At 41.5% G+C, this 18,014-nt stretch carries 17 protein-coding genes; 1 reads left to right on the top strand and 16 read right to left on the bottom strand.

What is annotated here, in order from left to right:
- Positions 1 to 60: 60 nt before the first annotated feature.
- The 12 genes from ACPPVU_RS07930 to ACPPVU_RS07875 form a co-directional block, all read right to left on the bottom strand.
- Positions 61 to 900, bottom strand: coding sequence for an amidohydrolase family protein (locus ACPPVU_RS07930; RefSeq protein WP_426671150.1), 840 nt, complete (start codon positions 898 to 900; stop codon positions 61 to 63).
- A complete protein-coding gene (locus ACPPVU_RS07925; protein WP_426671149.1) occupies positions 887 to 1,738 on the bottom strand; it encodes a fumarylacetoacetate hydrolase family protein in 852 nt (283 codons plus the stop codon). Before ACPPVU_RS07925 ends, ACPPVU_RS07930 begins: the two co-directional genes overlap by 14 nt.
- A gap of 75 nt (positions 1,739 to 1,813) precedes the next feature.
- Entirely contained in the window at positions 1,814 to 2,578 is a 765-nt protein-coding gene (locus ACPPVU_RS07920) for an SDR family NAD(P)-dependent oxidoreductase (protein ID WP_426671148.1), read from the bottom strand.
- 103 nt (positions 2,579 to 2,681) lie between these two features.
- Positions 2,682 to 4,340, bottom strand: a complete 1,659-nt coding sequence (locus tag ACPPVU_RS07915; RefSeq protein ID WP_426671147.1) for a UxaA family hydrolase — start codon at positions 4,338 to 4,340, stop codon at positions 2,682 to 2,684.
- Positions 4,341 to 4,484: 144 nt separating this feature from the next.
- Positions 4,485 to 4,820 (bottom strand): L-rhamnose mutarotase, encoded by a 336-nt coding sequence (locus tag ACPPVU_RS07910; RefSeq protein WP_426671146.1) that lies wholly within the window; start codon positions 4,818 to 4,820, stop codon positions 4,485 to 4,487.
- A 17-nt stretch (positions 4,821 to 4,837) separates the two neighbouring features.
- On the bottom strand, positions 4,838 to 5,758 hold the full coding sequence (locus ACPPVU_RS07905; protein ID WP_426671145.1) for an MBL fold metallo-hydrolase: 921 nt from the start codon (positions 5,756 to 5,758) through the stop codon (positions 4,838 to 4,840).
- Positions 5,759 to 5,975: 217 nt separating this feature from the next.
- Positions 5,976 to 7,334: an alpha-L-fucosidase gene (locus tag ACPPVU_RS07900; RefSeq protein ID WP_426671144.1), complete on the bottom strand. Its 1,359-nt coding sequence runs from the start codon at positions 7,332 to 7,334 to the stop codon at positions 5,976 to 5,978.
- A 13-nt stretch (positions 7,335 to 7,347) separates the two neighbouring features.
- Positions 7,348 to 8,604, bottom strand: coding sequence for an L-fucose:H+ symporter permease (gene fucP, locus ACPPVU_RS07895; protein WP_426671143.1), 1,257 nt, complete (start codon positions 8,602 to 8,604; stop codon positions 7,348 to 7,350).
- 224 nt (positions 8,605 to 8,828) lie between these two features.
- Positions 8,829 to 9,716: an AraC family transcriptional regulator gene (locus ACPPVU_RS07890; RefSeq protein ID WP_426671142.1), complete on the bottom strand. Its 888-nt coding sequence runs from the start codon at positions 9,714 to 9,716 to the stop codon at positions 8,829 to 8,831.
- Between the two features lie 185 nt (positions 9,717 to 9,901).
- Complete coding sequence (locus tag ACPPVU_RS07885) at positions 9,902 to 10,327, bottom strand: DUF1801 domain-containing protein (RefSeq protein WP_426671141.1); 426 nt, start codon at positions 10,325 to 10,327, stop codon at positions 9,902 to 9,904.
- Positions 10,328 to 10,431: 104 nt separating this feature from the next.
- Positions 10,432 to 11,010, bottom strand: coding sequence for a hypothetical protein (locus tag ACPPVU_RS07880; protein ID WP_426671140.1), 579 nt, complete (start codon positions 11,008 to 11,010; stop codon positions 10,432 to 10,434).
- A 265-nt stretch (positions 11,011 to 11,275) separates the two neighbouring features.
- Complete coding sequence (locus ACPPVU_RS07875; protein WP_426671139.1) at positions 11,276 to 11,470, bottom strand: hypothetical protein; 195 nt, start codon at positions 11,468 to 11,470, stop codon at positions 11,276 to 11,278.
- A gap of 393 nt (positions 11,471 to 11,863) precedes the next feature.
- On the opposite strand from ACPPVU_RS07875, the gene ACPPVU_RS07870 reads away from it, so the two are divergent.
- The gene (locus ACPPVU_RS07870) at positions 11,864 to 12,010 is read left to right on the top strand and encodes a hypothetical protein (RefSeq protein ID WP_426671138.1); all 147 of its coding nucleotides are present in this window, start codon (positions 11,864 to 11,866) and stop codon (positions 12,008 to 12,010) included.
- A gap of 63 nt (positions 12,011 to 12,073) precedes the next feature.
- Here ACPPVU_RS07870 and ACPPVU_RS07865 read toward each other — a convergent pair whose 3' ends face one another.
- From ACPPVU_RS07865 to ACPPVU_RS07850, 4 genes are all read right to left on the bottom strand, one after another.
- Positions 12,074 to 12,835 carry an arylesterase gene (locus ACPPVU_RS07865; protein WP_426671137.1) on the bottom strand — a complete coding sequence of 254 codons (762 nt, stop codon included), beginning with the start codon at positions 12,833 to 12,835 and terminating at the stop codon, positions 12,074 to 12,076.
- A gap of 118 nt (positions 12,836 to 12,953) precedes the next feature.
- Positions 12,954 to 15,515, bottom strand: a complete 2,562-nt coding sequence (locus tag ACPPVU_RS07860) for an ABC transporter permease (RefSeq protein WP_426671136.1) — start codon at positions 15,513 to 15,515, stop codon at positions 12,954 to 12,956.
- Positions 15,516 to 15,517: 2 nt separating this feature from the next.
- Entirely contained in the window at positions 15,518 to 16,210 is a 693-nt protein-coding gene (locus ACPPVU_RS07855) for an ABC transporter ATP-binding protein (protein ID WP_426671135.1), read from the bottom strand.
- A 343-nt stretch (positions 16,211 to 16,553) separates the two neighbouring features.
- A complete protein-coding gene (locus ACPPVU_RS07850) occupies positions 16,554 to 17,465 on the bottom strand; it encodes a sugar phosphate isomerase/epimerase family protein (protein WP_426671134.1) in 912 nt (303 codons plus the stop codon).
- Between the last annotated feature and the right edge of the window lie 549 nt (positions 17,466 to 18,014).

The raw sequence follows: 18,014 nt of genomic DNA, 5'->3' as shown, positions 1-18,014 counted from the left end.
CGGGATTATCTTCTTTTTTCTACTACCAACATTTTGCCCCGATGGGGCATCATATTATTTTTATAATTCAAGATTATAAAACTCAATTGCATTGCCGCCAAAAAACTGTTCCCGCTCATAGTGCGACAGTTCAGACGTATAAATTTCCAATATCTCTAATGCCCTGTTGTACCCACCAGCAATCATGCAAACCGGCCAATCAGACCCATACATCACTCTATTCGAGCTAAATGCATTGAAAACTACATCCAGGTATGGTGTAAAATCATCGGTGCGCCAGGCGTACCAGTCTGCTTCTGTAAGCATGCCTGATATTTTACAATACACATTCTCATGCTCAGCTAAGGCTCTGATATCGCTTTCCCACACGTCAATTTCCTTTGTTTTGATATTAGGTTTAGCCATATGATCAAGCACAAATTTCTGATCAGGAAATTCGGCAGCCAATTCCGCAGCGTATTTCAGATGCCGGGGGTAGATGAGTATATCGTAGGTAAAATTGTATTTATTCAGTAATGAAATGCCTCTTTTAAAACTATCGCGCAGCATAAGTTGGTCGTCTGGGTCGGCCTGTAACACATGCCTGAACCCTTTCATTTTTGGATGATGATCATGAAAGTATTTCAGTTTATCTTCCACCTGCATCGACTGGAGATTTGTCCAGCCTACCACGCCTTTTATAAAATCATTTTCCTGTGCCAATTGGAGCATAAAGCGGTTATCTTCTTCCATGTGGCAGGTTTGCACCAGTACGCTCCCGTCAATGCCGTTGCGCTGCAGTATCGGGAGCAGATCATTGGGCATAAAATCGCGCCTTATTATTGACATATCTTCGGTGATCCAGTTGTCCCTCACCGGATCATACTTCCAGAAATGCTGGTGCGAGTCAATTTTTAGCATAGGCTACCAGTTTTTGCTTTGCACTGCCTAAACCATCAATTCCCAGTTCGATCACATCGCCGGGTTTTAAGTATAAATTCGGTTTCATTCCCAAACCCACTCCTGCAGGTGTGCCTGTCGAGATGATATCTCCCGGTAACAGCGTCATGAACTGACTGGTATAAGAGATCACGTTCGGAATATTAAATATAAAATTGGCCGTAGTGCCATCCTGCATCATTTTGCCATTCAGCTTGAGCCAGAGGTGCAGGTTGTGTGGGTCAGCAATTTCATCAGGCGTTGCCATAAAAGGTCCTATTGGGGCGAACGTATCGCAGCCTTTTCCTTTATCCCAGGTACCGCTGCGCTCTATCTGGAACTCGCGTTCGGATACATCGTTATGCAGCACATATCCTGCAACGTAATCCATGGCATCCGCTTCATCAACATAGCTTGCTTTTTTGCCGATTACTATAGCCAACTCTACCTCCCAATCTGTTTTTACAGAGTTTTTGGGGATGATGATATCGTCATTCGGGCCAACAATAGCGGTAGTTGATTTCATAAAGATCACCGGCTCCGGCGGCGGGGTGGCGTTGGTTTCTTTGGCATGATCAACATAATTTAGGCCGATACATACAATTTTCGACGGGCGGCCAACCGGGCAACCGAGGCGAATATCCTCAGAAACAACAGGCAAGTCATTGCTTTTCACAAATGCACCGAGGCGTTTCAGGCCATCAGTTTCAAAAAATTGTTCGTTATAATCCTCGCCAAAAGCAGAGGTATCGTATCGCTTATCGTTAATCAGAATACCTGTTTTTTCTTTGCCGGCTTCGCCGAAACGGATTAGTTTCATAGGATAGTTTTATAATAATATTAATTGCGGTGCATTGTTGTATAAACAATTAATAACGATTTCCTTCTTACAAGTTTAAGTGTTAATTTTTATAAATCCGCCATCAATGGGATAATCGCAACCTGTGATAAATCCTGCCTCATCCGAACATAAATAAAGTGCTAATGCCGCTACTTCTTCCGGTTTACCCATGCGGCCTATGGGCTGGCTCTTTGATAATTTATCAAAAATCTCTTCCTGGTTATCCGGGTAGTTTTTAGCAATAAATCCATCCACAAAAGGCGTATGGATACGTGCAGGGGAAATACTGTTACAGCGAATGTTATCATGCAGGTAATCACGAGCCACAGATAAGGTCATGGCGAAAATAGCGCCTTTGCTGGTTGAGTAGGCGAACCTGTCTACCAGCCCCACACTTGCTGCTATAGATGCTGTATTAAGGATCACACCACCGCCTTTAGCTTTCATCAATGGAATGGCAGCAAACAGGCAATTGTAAGCACCTTTTACGTTCACATTCATTACCCTGTCGAAATCGGCCTCTGCAGTCGTGGCGGCAGCGCCAATATGCGCAATACCGGCATTGTTCACCAAAATATCGATCTGTCCGATCGCATTGAATGTGTCTACCACCTGTTGCTGTTTGCTTACATCGCAGATATGAAAAGAAGCTGTGCCTCCACTCTGTTGTATTTCACTTGTTGTTGCAGAAGCCGATTCTTTATCCAGTTCGATGATATGCACAGAAGCGCCTTGTTGTGCAAACAGTACAGCTATAGCCTTGCCTATGCCACTGCCGCCACCGGTTATAACCGCTGATTTGTTTTTTAGACTAAACATGTTCTTTATATCGGATTTCGGATGTTCGATTTCGGATTTATTTTATTGTTATTTTTATATTCTGAGACTTCCAATTCCGAAATCGAAATTCCGAATTCCGAAATCACAACGAAACTCCTCTTTTCCAGGGTATAAAATCGTCCTGTTCCAACTGTACTGATTTTGGCTGTTCTTCACCATTGGCAACTTTTATTACATATTCCAAAATGCGTTCGCCTGCTTGTTTGATGGTTTCAGTGCCTTCTATGATCGTTCCGCAGTTGATATCAATAATATCGGGCATTCTATTGTAGATAACCGTGTTCGTGGATAATTTGATCACAGGGGCTACTGGATTGCCCGTAGGCGTTCCTAATCCTGTGGTAAACAATACAATATTAGCCCCAGAGCCCACCTCGGCTGTGGTACTTTCCACATCACTACCGGGAGTGCACAACAAGTTCAGTCCGCTTTTGCTTACTTTTTCGGGATAATCCAGCACAGCAGTAACAGGTGATGTACCGCCTTTCTTGGCTGCACCTGCAGATTTAATTGCATCGGTGATCAGACCATCTTTAATATTGCCAAAGGATGGATTAGCATAAAATCCAGAACCATGCTGTTCGGCCCTGGCGTTGTAGGTGACCATCAGGTCCATAAAGCGTTTGGCGGTATCTTCGTCCACGCAGCGGTCGCTCAGCTCTTGCTCTACGCCGCAAAGCTCGGGGAATTCAGATAAGATAACTGAGCCACCCATCGATACTAAGATATCAGATGCATAACCCAAAGCGGGATTTGCGGATATCCCCGAAAAACCGTCAGATCCACCACACTCCAACCCAATGCACAGTTTAGACAACGGTGCAGGTTTACGCTCATTTTGATTGGCCTCTGCCAATCCAGCGAAAGTTTGCTTTAATGCTTCCTGTAATAACTTGCGCTCCGTACCCATTTTTTGCTGCTCCAGTATCACCATTGGTTTGCTGAATGAAGGGTCACGTTTGGCGATCTCGGCCTGCAAAATACTGCCTTGCGCATGCTGGCAGCCTAAACTCAATACGGTTGCCCCGGCCACATTTGGATGGGTAATATATCCGGCCAATAATCCACATAAAGCTTGCGAGTCCTGTTGGGTGCCGCCGCAACCCAGATCATGGGTTAAAAATTTGATGCCGTCAATGTTTTTGAAGAACCTTTTATTACCTGATTTTTCAGCCCCTGCCAACATATCAGCATTCAGGATTTCCTGTGTCGATTTCCCCGCCTGGTAAAGGCTCATCAGTTGTTCTACTTCACTCTCATAGCTCTTCGCCTTTTTATAGCCAAGCTTATCTACCAACGCTTCCTTCATCACCTGAATGTTTCGGTTCTCGCAAAATACTAGTGGAATCACGACCCAGTAATTGGCCGTACCAACCGAACCATCCGCCCGGTGATAACCCATAAATGTCCTGCCCTCAAACTTTGAAGTATCCGGCTGGTGCCAGTCCAGTTTGCGCTTACCAAGGTGAAACTCGCTTGATGCATGGTGTATGTTTTCCGTGGAGATCAATCCGCCCTTCTGGATATCCTTTGTGGCTTTACCCACCAGTACGCCATACATAAATATGGAGTCTTCTGGTTTGAAAGCATTGATCGCAAATTTATGCTTGGCCGCAACACGGTCGGTCAAATCAAAACTTTGTCCTTCAAATTCTATGGTCGCCCCCTGTTCCAGATCGCGTAAGGCAACCAGGACATTATCTTTTGGATGTATGCGTAAAAAGCTATGTTCTTGTGTCATTTTGTTTTTACCTGATTATTTTGTCTGAACCTTGATTTACAGGATTTTTCACGGTCTAATTATTTTTTATGGTGTTCACTAGGGCTGCGCCGTTAAAGGATTTACCTGATTACCATTTAACATAATCAACTCAATCTAACTTAATCAACCATTCAACTTAAATATCCGATCCATCAACACCCACTTCTCGCCCGGTTTTGCATTCTTTAGCGGCTGCTGGAATTTCCACATCAGGGCTTCCCATTCCAGTACTTTTGGGTTTGAGACGTCCATTGCTGCTTTTCGTTCAAAAGTAAATCTATTGTTGGTTTCCATTATCATCATTAAACGGTTATCAAAACGATATATTTCCATGTTGATAATACCTGAGTCAATGATGCTTTTCTTTATCCCGGGCCAAATTTCGCGATGATATTCTTCATATTCCGCTATCAATTGCGCGTCGTCTTTCAGATCGAGGGTTAAACAATATCTTTTCATGGTAGATGGCTTCTATTCTAATTAGTTGGATAAATGATAAAATCATCCAGAGTTTTGCGTACCGGCTTATCACCCAAATTTATCAATGTTGTATTCAATAATGAAAGGTCTTTTACCGTTAAAGGCAAAATGTGTTCGTCGGGCTGAAATGTTGTTTCAATAGGATAATCCTTACCGGGTGTTTTAGTCATTTCTATATGATTGCCTAAAATGTAAGCAATCGTATGGGTCGAAGTAAAATCAACCAAACGTTGTGTGCTTGCTTTGAAAGCCGACCAATCATTTACGTACAGTCTGCCGGGATAAAAGCTGTCACCTGATAACAGTATTTTCGTTTCATTATCATAAACAGCAATACACGTTTTATGATGACCAGGTATCGGGATGATCTCCATCACCCTGTCGCCTAAATCAAACTTACTGGTTTGCTGCGGCCAGTTCTCTATTTTAAAGAATGATTGCACATCTTCAACCTTTAAACCAACAACTGTTGTATTTGGCTTATTTTTAAACTGACCATCCCCTGCCGTGTGATCGCCGTGACTATGGGTGTGAGCCACAATAAGTTCGACCTTGGGATTATTAGCTTTATTCCATTTAGCAACCAGGCTATCAACTGTTTTATATATGGGGAATTTGGCTTCGCTGAATGTAGCGCCATCATCCATCAACAAAGCTTTTTTATGCCCGATAAATAAAAACATAAATGGCGCTTCATAATTGACGCACTTATTTTGACGCAATATCCAGGTGTTATAATTGTATTGAACAACCTGTATGGGCTGGTCAGTATTTTCTTTGCAATCAGCTGACCCGCTAATCCATTTTGTTTTATTAAGATCGACGGTAGTCTTTTGATATACTTTACATGACAAAAAAGTTAAGAGCGTAAAAAGTATTAATATTTTTCGTGTACCGGGTAGTATCATATTAGTCATATTGGAAAATCGCGTATAAAATTTTAGGCTAAAGCCATTTAATTATCTTCAACTTAGCCGTTGGCTGAAGCCAAACGGCAATGAATAAAAAAAGCTAATGCTTAAATTCATTGCCGTCCCATTTACGGGGCGGAAAGGATGAGGAAACAAGCGAGGCTTTAGCCAAAATTGCTGAAAATTTCAACAAGCGATTCCCCTTATTAGTCATATCCATTTTTTATTGAAGCGTTAATTCAACAACCGATATATCATAATGCGGTTTGTTTTGCGGCAATATCAGTTCCAAATCGCTGCCGTTTGCGGCCAGATTATATTTCAGTTCCGAATAGTCATTTAAAAACTGGGCATATTTAACCTTGCCATTGTATGCAGGTAATATCAGTTTACCACCTATCGGATAATTGTATATATGTATGTATAATCGTTTTGTTTGCGGGTTATAGGTGAGTTTGGTATTTTCAGGAGTTTTAAACTCTGCAGGTGCATAGGTGCAATTGTAGATAGCCTTATCATTCGCGTGCATCCAGTACGACAAACTATCCAACGCATTCGTTGCCCGGTAATCAAACTCGCCACGGGCGGTAGGACCAACATTCAGTATCAAATTACCACCGTTACTTACCGAGGTGATCAGCAGATCAAGCAATTGACGATGTGTTTTCCAGCTATTTTCATCACGATAGTATCCCCATGAGCCGGAGAAGGTTTGGCAGGTTTCCCAGGTTTTACCTTTATATTTTTCCAGTTCTTTACTGCTTACCTGTTCGGGGGTTTCAAAATCACCGCCGTCACTATAGTCATAAAGGCCGAGCCTGTTATTTACAATAATTCCCGGCTGTAACTTTCTTACCAGTTTCAGCAATTCCACTGCCCCCCAATCATCCCCCCATTTTCCATGTTTATCGCCTTTATTCCACGACCAATCCAGCCACAGCACATCAATTTTACCATAATTGGTTAGCAATTCGGTGATTTGGTTACGCATATACTGTCGGTATTTAGCCATATCACGCCCTTTGTTTAATCGGTCATAATTGGCCTTACTGGTGTCTTCCTGCACAAGCGGATGGGCGCTATCCATGGTGTAATCAGGATGATGCCAATCAAGCAGGGAGTAGTAGAACCCAACCTTTAACCCTTGGGCACGGAAGGCCTCCACATATTCTTTTACCAAATCGCGTTTGGCGTGTGTGTTAGTGGCTTTGTAGTCAGTATATTTTGAATCGAACAGGGTAAAGCCTTCGTGGTGCTTGGTGGTCAGCACGGCATATTTCATCCCGGCAGCCTTGGCTTCCCTCGCCCATTTTTTGGGGTCGAAATGATCTGGGTTAAATTGGTCGAAATATTTCTGGTACTGCTCGTTAGTTAAATGTTCATTATGCTTTACCCACTCATGCCTGGCAGCTTGCGAATACAGTCCCCAGTGTATGAACATGCCGAAACGGGCGTCTGTCCACCATTTCATCCGTTGTTTCTTTTGGGCTTCGGTTTCGTTACCAAGTTTTTTCTGCTGGGCAGAAGCGAGTGATAGGGTGAAAGCTACCATGAAAAATGCAAGTACAATTTTCTTTATCATAATTATAGATGATTTAATGAGTAACTACAGCTCGAAGTTCTTTAACCTTGATATTTTTCAGAGCAAAGTAGAATATGTAAGCGAAAGAGATTAATGGTATTAAATAAGCTTTCCTTATATCACTCATATCAGAAACCCGCCCTAATACAAAAGGGATGACCGCACCACCTACGATTCCCATAATTAGTAGCGAAGATGCTTTTTTGGTTTTCTCCCCTAGTCCGCTGATACTTAATGAAAAAATAGTGGGAAACATAATGGACATAAAGAATGGTACCCCCATAATGGCATAAACCGATAATTGACCGTCTACTGTAAATGCCATTACCAGCAGAATACAATTAATAGCGCTGTATATTATGAGTAACTTAACAGGACTGACAAATCGCATAACTACACTACCAATGAAACGACCCGCCATGAATCCTAACATCGCCAAACCTAATAACGCCGCTGCTCTTTTTTCCTGAATAGCACCGACATATTTGGAATACCTGATAAAAAAACTGGTGATGGCTGCCTGAGCACCTACGTAAAAGAAAATCCCACCAGCACCCAATACCAGGTTCTTTTCTTGAAAAATTGAACCCCAACTGGCCTGCGAGTCTGTTTCGCTATGTTCTCTGATATCTGGCAGCGATGTTTTCCAGATCAAAAATGCTATTGACAATACCACCAATCCAATAATGATATAAGGAATCTTGACAGCATCTGATTCACCCTGTAAATAATTGTTCAATTGATCGGGAGACATAGCCAATCGTTCAGCTTTTGTCAAATCTTTCCCCGATAAAATAAAAATTCCTCCTAAAAAAGGAGCAAGTGTTGCAGCCAAACCATTGAAGGACTGAGCAAAATTTATTCGAAATGTAGCATGCTCCGGATCACCAAGATTGTTGATATAAGGATTTGCAGCCGTTTCAAGTATACCACAGCCACTAGCAATTACGAAAAGCGCGAAAAGGAAAAAACTAAATAACCTTATTTGCGCAGCTGGATAAAAAAGAAAAGCTCCGGTAGCAAAAAGCAACAAACCTAAAATAATGGCCTTTTTGTAACCATATTTGTGCATAAAGAGTCCAGCTGGAATTGCGATAACGAAGTAAGCGAGGTAATAAAAAACGTCGACAAATGACGATTGCGTGTCCGTCAATTGACAAGCCTTTTTTAAATGCGGAACTAAAATAGAATTGAGATTAAGCGATATTCCCCATAGAAAAAACAAGGAAGTAATAAGGGCGACTGCAAAAAAGCCGTTTTTTTTGGTCATAGTTGGTTCTGAATAAAAATGTTCACCAGCAAATGTTCCGCGGTGCAATTGGTTATCACAAATAACTAAATTTTGAACATTAAATCCTTATTTATCAAAAAAATATTACTTCTTGTATCATTGCTTTTACCAAGCCGGGTGTCATGCTTAGGCGCTCGATGCATCGCAGGCCGGTCTTACGCACATACCCTTCGACGGCTAAGGTCTACAGTGCTTTTAGGTGACTATGCTATTCCAACTTTATTCAAATAGCTATCCAGGTACCCGCGTGGCGAATTTCCCATCACGCTTTTAAAAACCCGGTTAAAGTTGGTGATGCTGGTAAAGCCGCATTTATAAGCGACTACTGAGATGCTTTCGTATTTGTTGCCAGTCAGCTTTTTACAAGCTTCGTTAATGCGCATGCCGTTTAGGAAGGACACAAAAGTGTGACCGGTATGCTTTTTAAAATAGCGGCAAAAAGCCTGCGGTGTCATACAAGCTTCTCGGGATACATCATCCAATGTGATGGCTTCGCTATAGTGTTGCAAAATGTAATTATAGATATTGCTGATCCTTATCCCTTCACTTTCCGTTATGCCATGCGAGATACCAGATGCAGATAAAGGTTCGGATTTGGTTGGGATACCCTGCAATGTTCGAAGCATCTGCAAAAAGTGTATCATCTGATCGGGCCCTGAAGTTTTTTGGATATCCAGCATACTCCTTGATACCTTATCAACATATTCGGCTGGCAATTTAAAGCCTTGCGTATTTTGCTGGATAAAATCCTTAAATGTCTTCATTTCGGGCAGATCAAACAGCGAAGCAAGACTACCGTTAGGATCAAAAAAGATGGTGAGTGTTTTAATGCCTTTTTTGTTGCCCGGCTGAAAATATTCTGGACCGCTTTTAAAAAGGTGCGGCTGATCGGCACCCAATAAATAGATCTCGCCGGGTCCGAACGCATGCATATTGTTGCCGGCTATTAAGGTACCTTCGCCGGCCAGTATCCAGGTTACCTGTGCTTCCTTATGCCGGTGCAAATGCGGATAAAAATATGGCAGGTCATCCTGCTGGGATATCACACTTTTGTCATGTGCTATCGGTATGGTAAATTGCAGAACTTTCATTTGCGCCCAATTGTTAGGCAAATATTACCATTAAATTTATTATTCCGGATATTTTAAAGGTAAAATATGGTACCTTATGACTGTTTTTTTGACAAATGACATCTGTTTATTATCATTTAAAACGTAAAGGATACTTTGATAAAATTATTAGAAGGCAAAATAGAACAACCTCCAAAATAGGATTATCACTTATCCAGCAACCGCAGCCATTCTTTTATTACCCGCTGCATAACTTCCTTTTTTGAATTCACGTCGTCAAAGCTATAGAAATGGGCAAGCCGCCTGCCATCGGCATAACTACCTTCTAACAGGACGGAAGTATCATTTACTTTAGCACCGCTTGGGAATACCAGCCGGATACAATCCTGTTTAAACAAATTGAACACGATCAGATATCGTTTATATTCTTTCGGATCAGAGGGCCTCATTTCGCCGGAATAAAAGAAGGTCGGGGCATTCCATTTTATTTCTTCCCCTATTTCGGCGTCCGTGCTCAAAATAAGCTGTCTTAATGCTTCGACCAGATTTTTTAAAGGATGCTGCATTTTTTGTATATAAGCATCTACCTTATGCGGCTCTGACGGCTTGGTAGTCTCGTTTTTCGGTGCCATAGTTGGCGGGATTAGCATATGAAGATAAATGTTTTTAAATTAACCAAAAGCAAGCTCACCCGCATTTACAAGCAAGCTTACTTATTGAAAAAAACATCTTTATTTTATTTCACATCGCCCTTGACCTTTTGCATAGTGCTTTGGCCGGGCAAATACACCTGGAAACCAAAGTTTAGCGTCAAACTGTTTTGATAAGTTGTACCGCCAAAACCCAGTACGCCATTGTATTTTAGTAAAGTTTCAAGCCCTATACCTGGAGTAACAAAGTAGGCGAAGCCTGGGCCGAAACCAAAATTTATTCCATTAGTGTTGCCACCCCCATCGCTTACATTTACTCCTCCAAAACCACCATTAACTTCTGCAAACACACGACCATGCTTCAGCACCGATACATCTGAACCTGTGTAATAACGCCCTAAAGCTCCTATCCCATAAGTGTACACGGTATTACCGGCACCAGACTGAATTCCGAAGTTAAGATACCCACCCAAAGCAATATTATCCTGTATAAACCATGCGGCTTTTGGTGTGATATTAAAGCTAAAAAGATGAGGAGAATTCAGTTGCCAATTAAGATTGGTCAAGTCGCCGCCAACTAATACATTACCTTGCTCTATTTGAGCCCTGGCAGAGAAATTTAATGCAATTATTGCAAATAAGAAAACACAAGTAAATTTTTTCATGACGGTAAGTTTTTAATTTATAGAAAATAAATAAACCATTGATTAATAAACCTACTACAAAACCAAAAGCAAAATTGTTTTTGTTCAATTTCACTTATTTATTCATTATCAATGAGATAAGACTATGATGCATCTATCGGGTGCAGTGTTTTATATACGGACAGGAAAAAAGGGGGAGGTAACTGAATGTGTATAAACAAAAACGTTTACACCATTTTTAAAGTGTAAACGCAGTAATATTCTTAATAAGCGGCAATATTTAAAATTAAGCCAGGTCAGGAAATCTCGTCCTTATCTCTACTTGTATTTTTACAAGCTGATCGCGCAGTGTGGTAATAGTGGCAATCGTAGTTAGTTTATCAGCAATGCCTTCATCAAAGCCGTTCTTGTTCAATAACAGTTTTCTGATCTGTAATTGTATTTCACCAACTTCTTTTTGTAATTCCACCAATGATCTCATAAGGTTTTCGCAAGCATATATCCAAATGTCATCATATTGAATTTGTGAACAAGCTGATAGTTTTCCACACACTGTTGAATTCGATATTTAATATTCTATACAAGTGTCTGAATTCGCAGTCAGCATGTGTTCATTAAAAAAAACTACCAAGTAATAACCTATGCTTAATGAAACCATAATATATACTTAATAATCGGTTTTATTGGGGGAGACACTCCCCAACTGAGCAAAACTGTCCACAGGTAAGCGAAATATGACTGGATGATTATGGTTTACAGAGGTTTTGGCACAGAATATGCATAGGTAATAACCAGAGGCCCCCAACGGAAGGATGTCAAAAACATCATCCGGCAAGGCAGGAAGAATAACAATTAACTATAAATACTTATAAAGATGAAACGTACCTTTACTTCACAACCAATCGTGCCTACAGGCTATACCGGAAGAGATTATAACAATTGGCAAAAATATCTGCAAAAGCAAATTGACAAGCTCAATAGGCCAAGCATGATGAAAAGAGAGTTATCCTACGGTAACTAAAAATATGATTGATGTGCTTCCGCGGGAATATTGCCCGTGGCAGCCGTTCAGTCGGTTTACACGCTATAAATCTGCTTTTAGTATTTGCCACACATTCACGGCAACTATTTTAGCGCCTTCAGCGGTAGGATGAATACCATCCGCCTGGTTAAGCCTGGGATTGCCTCCCACACCAGCCAGCAAGAAAGGCACAAGGGAGACCTTGTTTTTCTCCGCCAGCCTGGGGAATAAATCCTTAAAACTGGTTACATAATCTTTGCCCATGCTCGGAGGCACCTGCATACCCAACAATAACAGCTTGGTATCCGGATATTTAGCTTTTACTTTATCAATAATAGCTTGTAAGTTTCTGGAGGTTTCTGTTACCGGGATACCACGCAGGCCATCATTAGCACCCAGTTCCAATACAAAAACATCAATTTTCTGTTTTAATATCCAGTCGATACGACCAAGACCACCTGCTGTAGTTTCGCCGCTTACACCTGCATTCACTACTTTATACGGTAGTTTCAGCGAATCAATTTTATGCTGAATTACACCGGGGAAAGCATCAGAGGGATCATCAAGTCCATAACCGGCAGTCAAGCTATCACCAAAAAACAGGATAGTTTTTTGGTTGGATACTGTGGCGGCTATTGTATCTGTTTTGGTGGTTGATTGCTGTTTATCTGTGGATGAGTTTTGGTTACCGCAAGCGGATGCAGTCAATACCATACACAAAAAGCTCATCGATCTTAATAATTTCATAGTCATTTGTGGTAAATGAGATGTTTCGTTCAGCTCATGGCCGCCAGGCCTGGTGTCAAGTAAAGAGTCTTTAGTCATAAGTCTTAAGTCGATTTTGTGCTTTTCTGACTCAAGACTTCAGACTTTCGACTCAGGACTAAACGTCAATTCTTAATTGACACGGTACTAGTTACCAGTCTTGATACAAAGTAAAGAACTATACATCCCTTCTCAAAATCTCCAGCGGTGGTTTGTTCAAAATCCCTCTGCTATTAAACAGGCCAATGATGATGGTTAGTATTGCGATAGCTAAAAATAGCAATAATGCTGGTAGCAGGCTGGCACTAAATGGTATACCAAAGCTATATTTTGCCAGTAGCCAACTACCTGCAAAGGCTATCAATATGCCTGTGGCTGCGGATAGCGCCCCTAAAAAGAAATATTCAATAGCTGTGATAGCCAATATCTGCTTGCGGCTGGCGCCCATGGTGCGCAGTAGCACACTCTCTTGTATACGTTGATATTTACTTATCCTTACCGAGGCAATAAGCACTACCACACCTGTAATTATGCTGAACATGGCCATAAAGCGGATGATGTCACCCAATTTATCCATCAGATCGTCCAGGATACTTAAAACAAAGCCAAGGTCGATAATAGAGACATTGGGGAACTGTTTCACTACCGTTTGCTGAAACGAGGCGGATGCCATCTTTGAAGGCACGCGGGTGAGCAGTACATGGAACTGCGGGGCGTCATCCAATGCACCTTTTGGAAAAACTACAAGGAAGTTAGTTTGCATCTTATTCCAGTTCACTATACGGATGCTGGCTATTTTTGTAGACACACTGATACCCTGCACGTTAAATATCAATTTATCGCCAATTTTTATATGATTACGTTTTGCGAAACGATCTTCGACAGAAATGGGAACATCCCCTGTTTTGGGTGCACGACCTATCCAATCTCCATTGGTTATTCTTTCAGTTGGTGTAAGAGAGTCGCGGTAGGTAACCCGGTACTCATTGGCGAAAATATGGGAGGGTATTTTAAGCGCAGTATCTTTTTTTACATCGGTCTCTGTTTTACCGTTTATCTTTTCCAGCCGGATGGTTACTACAGGTACCTGCTGCAAAACCGGCAAATGATGCTGGCGCGCTAAGTTAGCCACACCTTTTTCCTGACTGGTTTGAATATCAAACAGGATCATATTGGCCTGGTTGCCACTTGCAGATATCTCCACTTGTTTAACCAATAAGCTCTGGATAAAAAATAGCGTGCATATGAAAGCGGTACTTAAACCAATAGAAACTATAAGAATAATTGTTTGATTATTAGGACGGTACAGATTAGCAAAGCCCTGCCGCCAAAGATAGCTCCATGAACTTTTTATAAACAATTTGACGCCATACATCAGCAATTTCGCTATCAGTGTCAGTATCAGAAAAGCGATAAAAATACCGATGGTGAAAAACATGCTCGCCAGCCAGCTATTCAACTGTAAAAAAGTAAATGTGGTAATAAACATCACGATAAGGGTATAAACCAGCCATCGCAATGGATCGCGAAGCAAATTAACCTGCTCATATGATATGCGGAGCGTGTTTAATGGCGATATATTACGTATAGCGATCAATGGCAGTAAGGCAAACAATACGGAAATGATCACACCTAAAACTATCCCCTGCCCTATTGCCATCCACGAGATATCTGTAGATATGGAAATCGGCAGGAAATCTTTAAACACTACCGGCAACAAATGCTGCACTAAACTACCCAACACCGAGCCGATTACGGAGCCGATAAGGCCGATGCCTGCTATTTGAATCAGATATATGAGGAATGCTTCGCGTGCTTTAACTCCAAGGCAGCGCATAATGGCTATTGAGGCTATCTTTTCGCGAACATAGATATGAATTGCGCTGGCTACGCCTACACAGCCCAACAACAGGGCGATAAATCCCACGAGCGACAAGAAGCTTGTCAGATCGGAAAAAGACCGACCAGTATTTTCTTTGCGGGTATTGATGGTATCGTAATTCATCCCGGCCTTATCCAGGCGTGAATCAAGGCCTTTTGCCAGCTTATCTATATCTATCTTATGATCGTACTTGTAATAAAAAGTATAGTTGATACGGCTCCCTCTTTCAACTAAACCTGTTTTAACAAGGTATTGCATCGGGATATAAACGATAGGTGCAATACTTGAAGATATCCCCGTTTGACCTGGTGCTTTATTTAATGTTCCGGCAATCAGGAACGTAATATTGCCTACCTTAATCGAATCGCCAACTTTAGCATTGAATTGCAGCATCAGGGTTTGATCTACCAATGCTTCTTTGCCTTTACGAAAATCAATTCCGGCCTTTACGGGTGTAGTTTCCAAACTGCCATAATATGGAAATCCTCCCTGTAGGGCACGAACCTGTACTAATCTTGTGCCTTTACTTTTAGGAAAAAGGATCATGGAAGCGAAGCTGCGTTCCTGTGATCTCCTGTCTCCGAGTGAATCAATGAGCGGTTGCATAGAAGCGTCCACAGGTTTATTGGTTGATATAGTGAGATCGGCGCCAATAAGTGTTGCCGCTTGGGTATCAACGTCTTTCCTCAGATTAAATCCGAAGGAATAAATGGCAACCAATGCCGCAATACCAAATATAATGGATGACACGAACAGCATCAGTCGCGAGCGGTTGCGGCGACTGTCGCGCCAGGCCATTTCAAAAAGCCAGCGCGTATTTACTTTACGCTTAAAGTTTACCGGGGTATTATCCATCATCTTTAAGCGTTTACGTTTGTTTTATCGTCAGATGCCAACTTACCACCTTTTATGCGGATGATGCGCTGTGTTTTAGCTGCCAGATCCAGATCATGGGTTACCAAAACTAAGGTGGTTCCAGCTTCCCTATTAAGGTCGAATATCAGCTTAACCACTTTTTCGCTGGTTTCTGCATCAAGGTTACCTGTAGGCTCATCGGCAAATAATATTTTAGGCTGATTGCTGAACGCCCTTGCCAATGAAACGCGTTGCTGCTCGCCACCCGAAAGCTGTGCCGGGTAATGATGCCCGCGATCTGTCAGTCCTACCTTATCCAGCAAGTCCATCGAGCGGGCCTTGATATTTTTTTCGCCACGTAATTCTAAGGGTACCATCACATTTTCCAATGCTGTGAGTGTCGGCAGAAGCTGGAAATTCTGGAAGATAAAGCCTACATATTGGTTACGCACCTGTGCACGCTGATCTTCGCTCAATCCGCCAAGATTGATGCCGTTCAATTCAACTATCCCGGTTGTGGAACGGTCTAGACCTGCACACAGACCCAGCAAGGTAGTTTTACCACTGCCCGAAGGACCAACGATAGCATTGGTCGATCCGGCGTTTACAGAGAAGTTGATATTGTCTAATACGGTTAAAGTTTTACCTGCACTATTATAAGTTTTGCCCAGGCTGGCTATATTCAGAATAGTTTCCACTCGTTATTTTTTTTTATTTGGATGAACTGACACAGCAAATGTTACCGCGACTAAATAAAAATAGGGTATCAACAGCTTTTTAGCTATCAATACCCTGATAAATGATTTTGAAATGAGAATGTTTTGGCATGAGGAAAGAAATCGGAGGTCGGAGGTCAGATATCTGAACTATTTTTCTGACTTCGGATCTCTGACATCAGACTTCATCAAACACCTTTTAGCTATCAATACCCTGATAAATGATTTTGAAATGAGAAAGTTTGAGAAAGAGGAAAGAAATCTGAGGTCGGATGTCAGATGTCTGAGCTATTTTCTGACTTCTGATCTCTGACATCAGACTTCATCAAACACCCATTGCTCTTAAATTCTTATAGCTGGTGGCAATGCTGGCAAATGCATCTTTCGGCATGTCGTGTTCAACAAAATAGTGTTTAACTCCGGCTGTTTCTGCATTGGCAAATATCCGTTTAAAGTCTACTACGCCTTCACCTACAGGTTCGAGGGTTGTAAAATCTTTACTGATATCTTTTACGTGCAATAGAGGGAAGCGCCCGGGATGTGCTTTAAATAATGCAACAGGGTCTACCCCTGCTTTGGTTGCCCATGCAAGGTCGAGCTCCATTTTCACCAGGTCGTCCTGCGTTTCAGATAAAAGCAGGTTATACGGTATCTTTCCTTCAACATCTTTAAACTCCATATCGTGATTGTGATAGCACAATTGGATATTTACTTTTTTACAAGCCTCGCCGGTTTTGTTTAATATTTCTCCGGCGTTTTTTATCTCATCCAATGTTTCTGTTGGGATATTAGCGCAAACCAGGTAAGATATTCCGCCTTCAGCAGCCTGATCAACCAACGCCTGCATATCCTCTTTTAGATTAGCCATGTGCGGAGGCAGCGTCATACCTGCAGGCATTTTCATTCCTTTCGGCATTTTGAACGGTGCACCCAATACATGGTGGGATTTCCAGGACATACCCAAATCACTGCATAATGAAGCAAATTCCTTTGGTTTCATACCATAATAGCCTGGCAACTTGCTAAAAGCCGATTCTATTTCTTTATAGCCGATATCAGCTATTTTTTTAAGATTACCTTTTACATCGGCTTCAATAATGTTGAATAGCGTATAAAGCTGCACTCCCAGTGCGTGTTCGCCTGCATCAGCAAAAAATGCTGAAGCTGCTTTGGGTAATAGTAAAGCACTCAGGGCCGCTGCACCAGTGCCTGCCAGGAATTTTCTTCTGTTTAACATGGTTGTTTTAGGTTTGATAATTTAATTCTGAAATATAAATAATTCATTGCGTCTTTTCAACACAATAGGAGATTTATTTTATAAAACCCCTGATACCGTTATTTAATCTCATAAAATGCGTAAAAACACGTATGAATTTACCGTGTTAGCACTACCTGCTTTAAGCATCCCAATACCGAACTTTGATTTGATATCAACAAAGCAAACAAAATGATAATAATCACCGTGTTATTAATAAGTCGTATTAAGCATTTGATCTATGTCAAATATGCTTATGCAGAAGTGCTTTACATTCTAACCGGTGTATAAGGCAATAAAACATCTATGATAAACAACAGGATGATAGTTAGGGTCTAAAAGTCCTGCTGTGTGGTAGCAACCGTTGTCAACCGACAACGGTTTAGCTACCTTAAAGCGAACTACTTAATTGAAAATACATGAAAAAATTAATTACATATCTCAAGAAATACTTTTTGACAATAGCAAATCAAATAAATAAGCTATTTAAGAAAAAAAATCACTGGTACGTGCATATCGTAACAGATGAAA

Origin of the sequence: Mucilaginibacter sp. McL0603 (genome assembly GCF_049992945.1) — a bacterium.
Classification (GTDB): domain Bacteria; phylum Bacteroidota; class Bacteroidia; order Sphingobacteriales; family Sphingobacteriaceae; genus Mucilaginibacter.
This window is presented reverse-complemented; position numbering and strand designations above follow the sequence as displayed.

Bases quoted from the DNA above. Each gene is read 5' to 3' on its own strand.
- ACPPVU_RS07890 (WP_426671142.1), bottom strand. From the start codon at position 9,716: ATGAAAGTTCTGCAATTTACCATACCGATAGCACATGACAAAAGTGTG.
- ACPPVU_RS07865 (WP_426671137.1), bottom strand. From the start codon at position 12,835: ATGACTAAAGACTCTTTACTTGACACCAGGCCTGGCGGCCATGAGCTG.
- ACPPVU_RS07860 (WP_426671136.1), bottom strand. From the start codon at position 15,515: ATGATGGATAATACCCCGGTAAACTTTAAGCGTAAAGTAAATACGCGC.
- ACPPVU_RS07850 (WP_426671134.1), bottom strand. From the start codon at position 17,465: ATGTTAAACAGAAGAAAATTCCTGGCAGGCACTGGTGCAGCGGCCCTG.
- ACPPVU_RS07885 (WP_426671141.1), bottom strand. From the start codon at position 10,327: ATGGCACCGAAAAACGAGACTACCAAGCCGTCAGAGCCGCATAAGGTA.
- ACPPVU_RS07880 (WP_426671140.1), bottom strand. From the start codon at position 11,010: ATGAAAAAATTTACTTGTGTTTTCTTATTTGCAATAATTGCATTAAAT.
- ACPPVU_RS07910 (WP_426671146.1), bottom strand. From the start codon at position 4,820: ATGAAAAGATATTGTTTAACCCTCGATCTGAAAGACGACGCGCAATTG.
- ACPPVU_RS07900 (WP_426671144.1), bottom strand. From the start codon at position 7,334: ATGATAAAGAAAATTGTACTTGCATTTTTCATGGTAGCTTTCACCCTA.
- ACPPVU_RS07930 (WP_426671150.1), bottom strand. From the start codon at position 900: ATGCTAAAAATTGACTCGCACCAGCATTTCTGGAAGTATGATCCGGTG.
- ACPPVU_RS07870 (WP_426671138.1), top strand. From the start codon at position 11,864: ATGAAACGTACCTTTACTTCACAACCAATCGTGCCTACAGGCTATACC.
- ACPPVU_RS07920 (WP_426671148.1), bottom strand. From the start codon at position 2,578: ATGTTTAGTCTAAAAAACAAATCAGCGGTTATAACCGGTGGCGGCAGT.
- ACPPVU_RS07875 (WP_426671139.1), bottom strand. From the start codon at position 11,470: ATGAGATCATTGGTGGAATTACAAAAAGAAGTTGGTGAAATACAATTA.
- ACPPVU_RS07905 (WP_426671145.1), bottom strand. From the start codon at position 5,758: ATGACTAATATGATACTACCCGGTACACGAAAAATATTAATACTTTTT.
- ACPPVU_RS07925 (WP_426671149.1), bottom strand. From the start codon at position 1,738: ATGAAACTAATCCGTTTCGGCGAAGCCGGCAAAGAAAAAACAGGTATT.
- ACPPVU_RS07915 (WP_426671147.1), bottom strand. From the start codon at position 4,340: ATGACACAAGAACATAGCTTTTTACGCATACATCCAAAAGATAATGTC.
- fucP (WP_426671143.1), bottom strand. From the start codon at position 8,604: ATGACCAAAAAAAACGGCTTTTTTGCAGTCGCCCTTATTACTTCCTTG.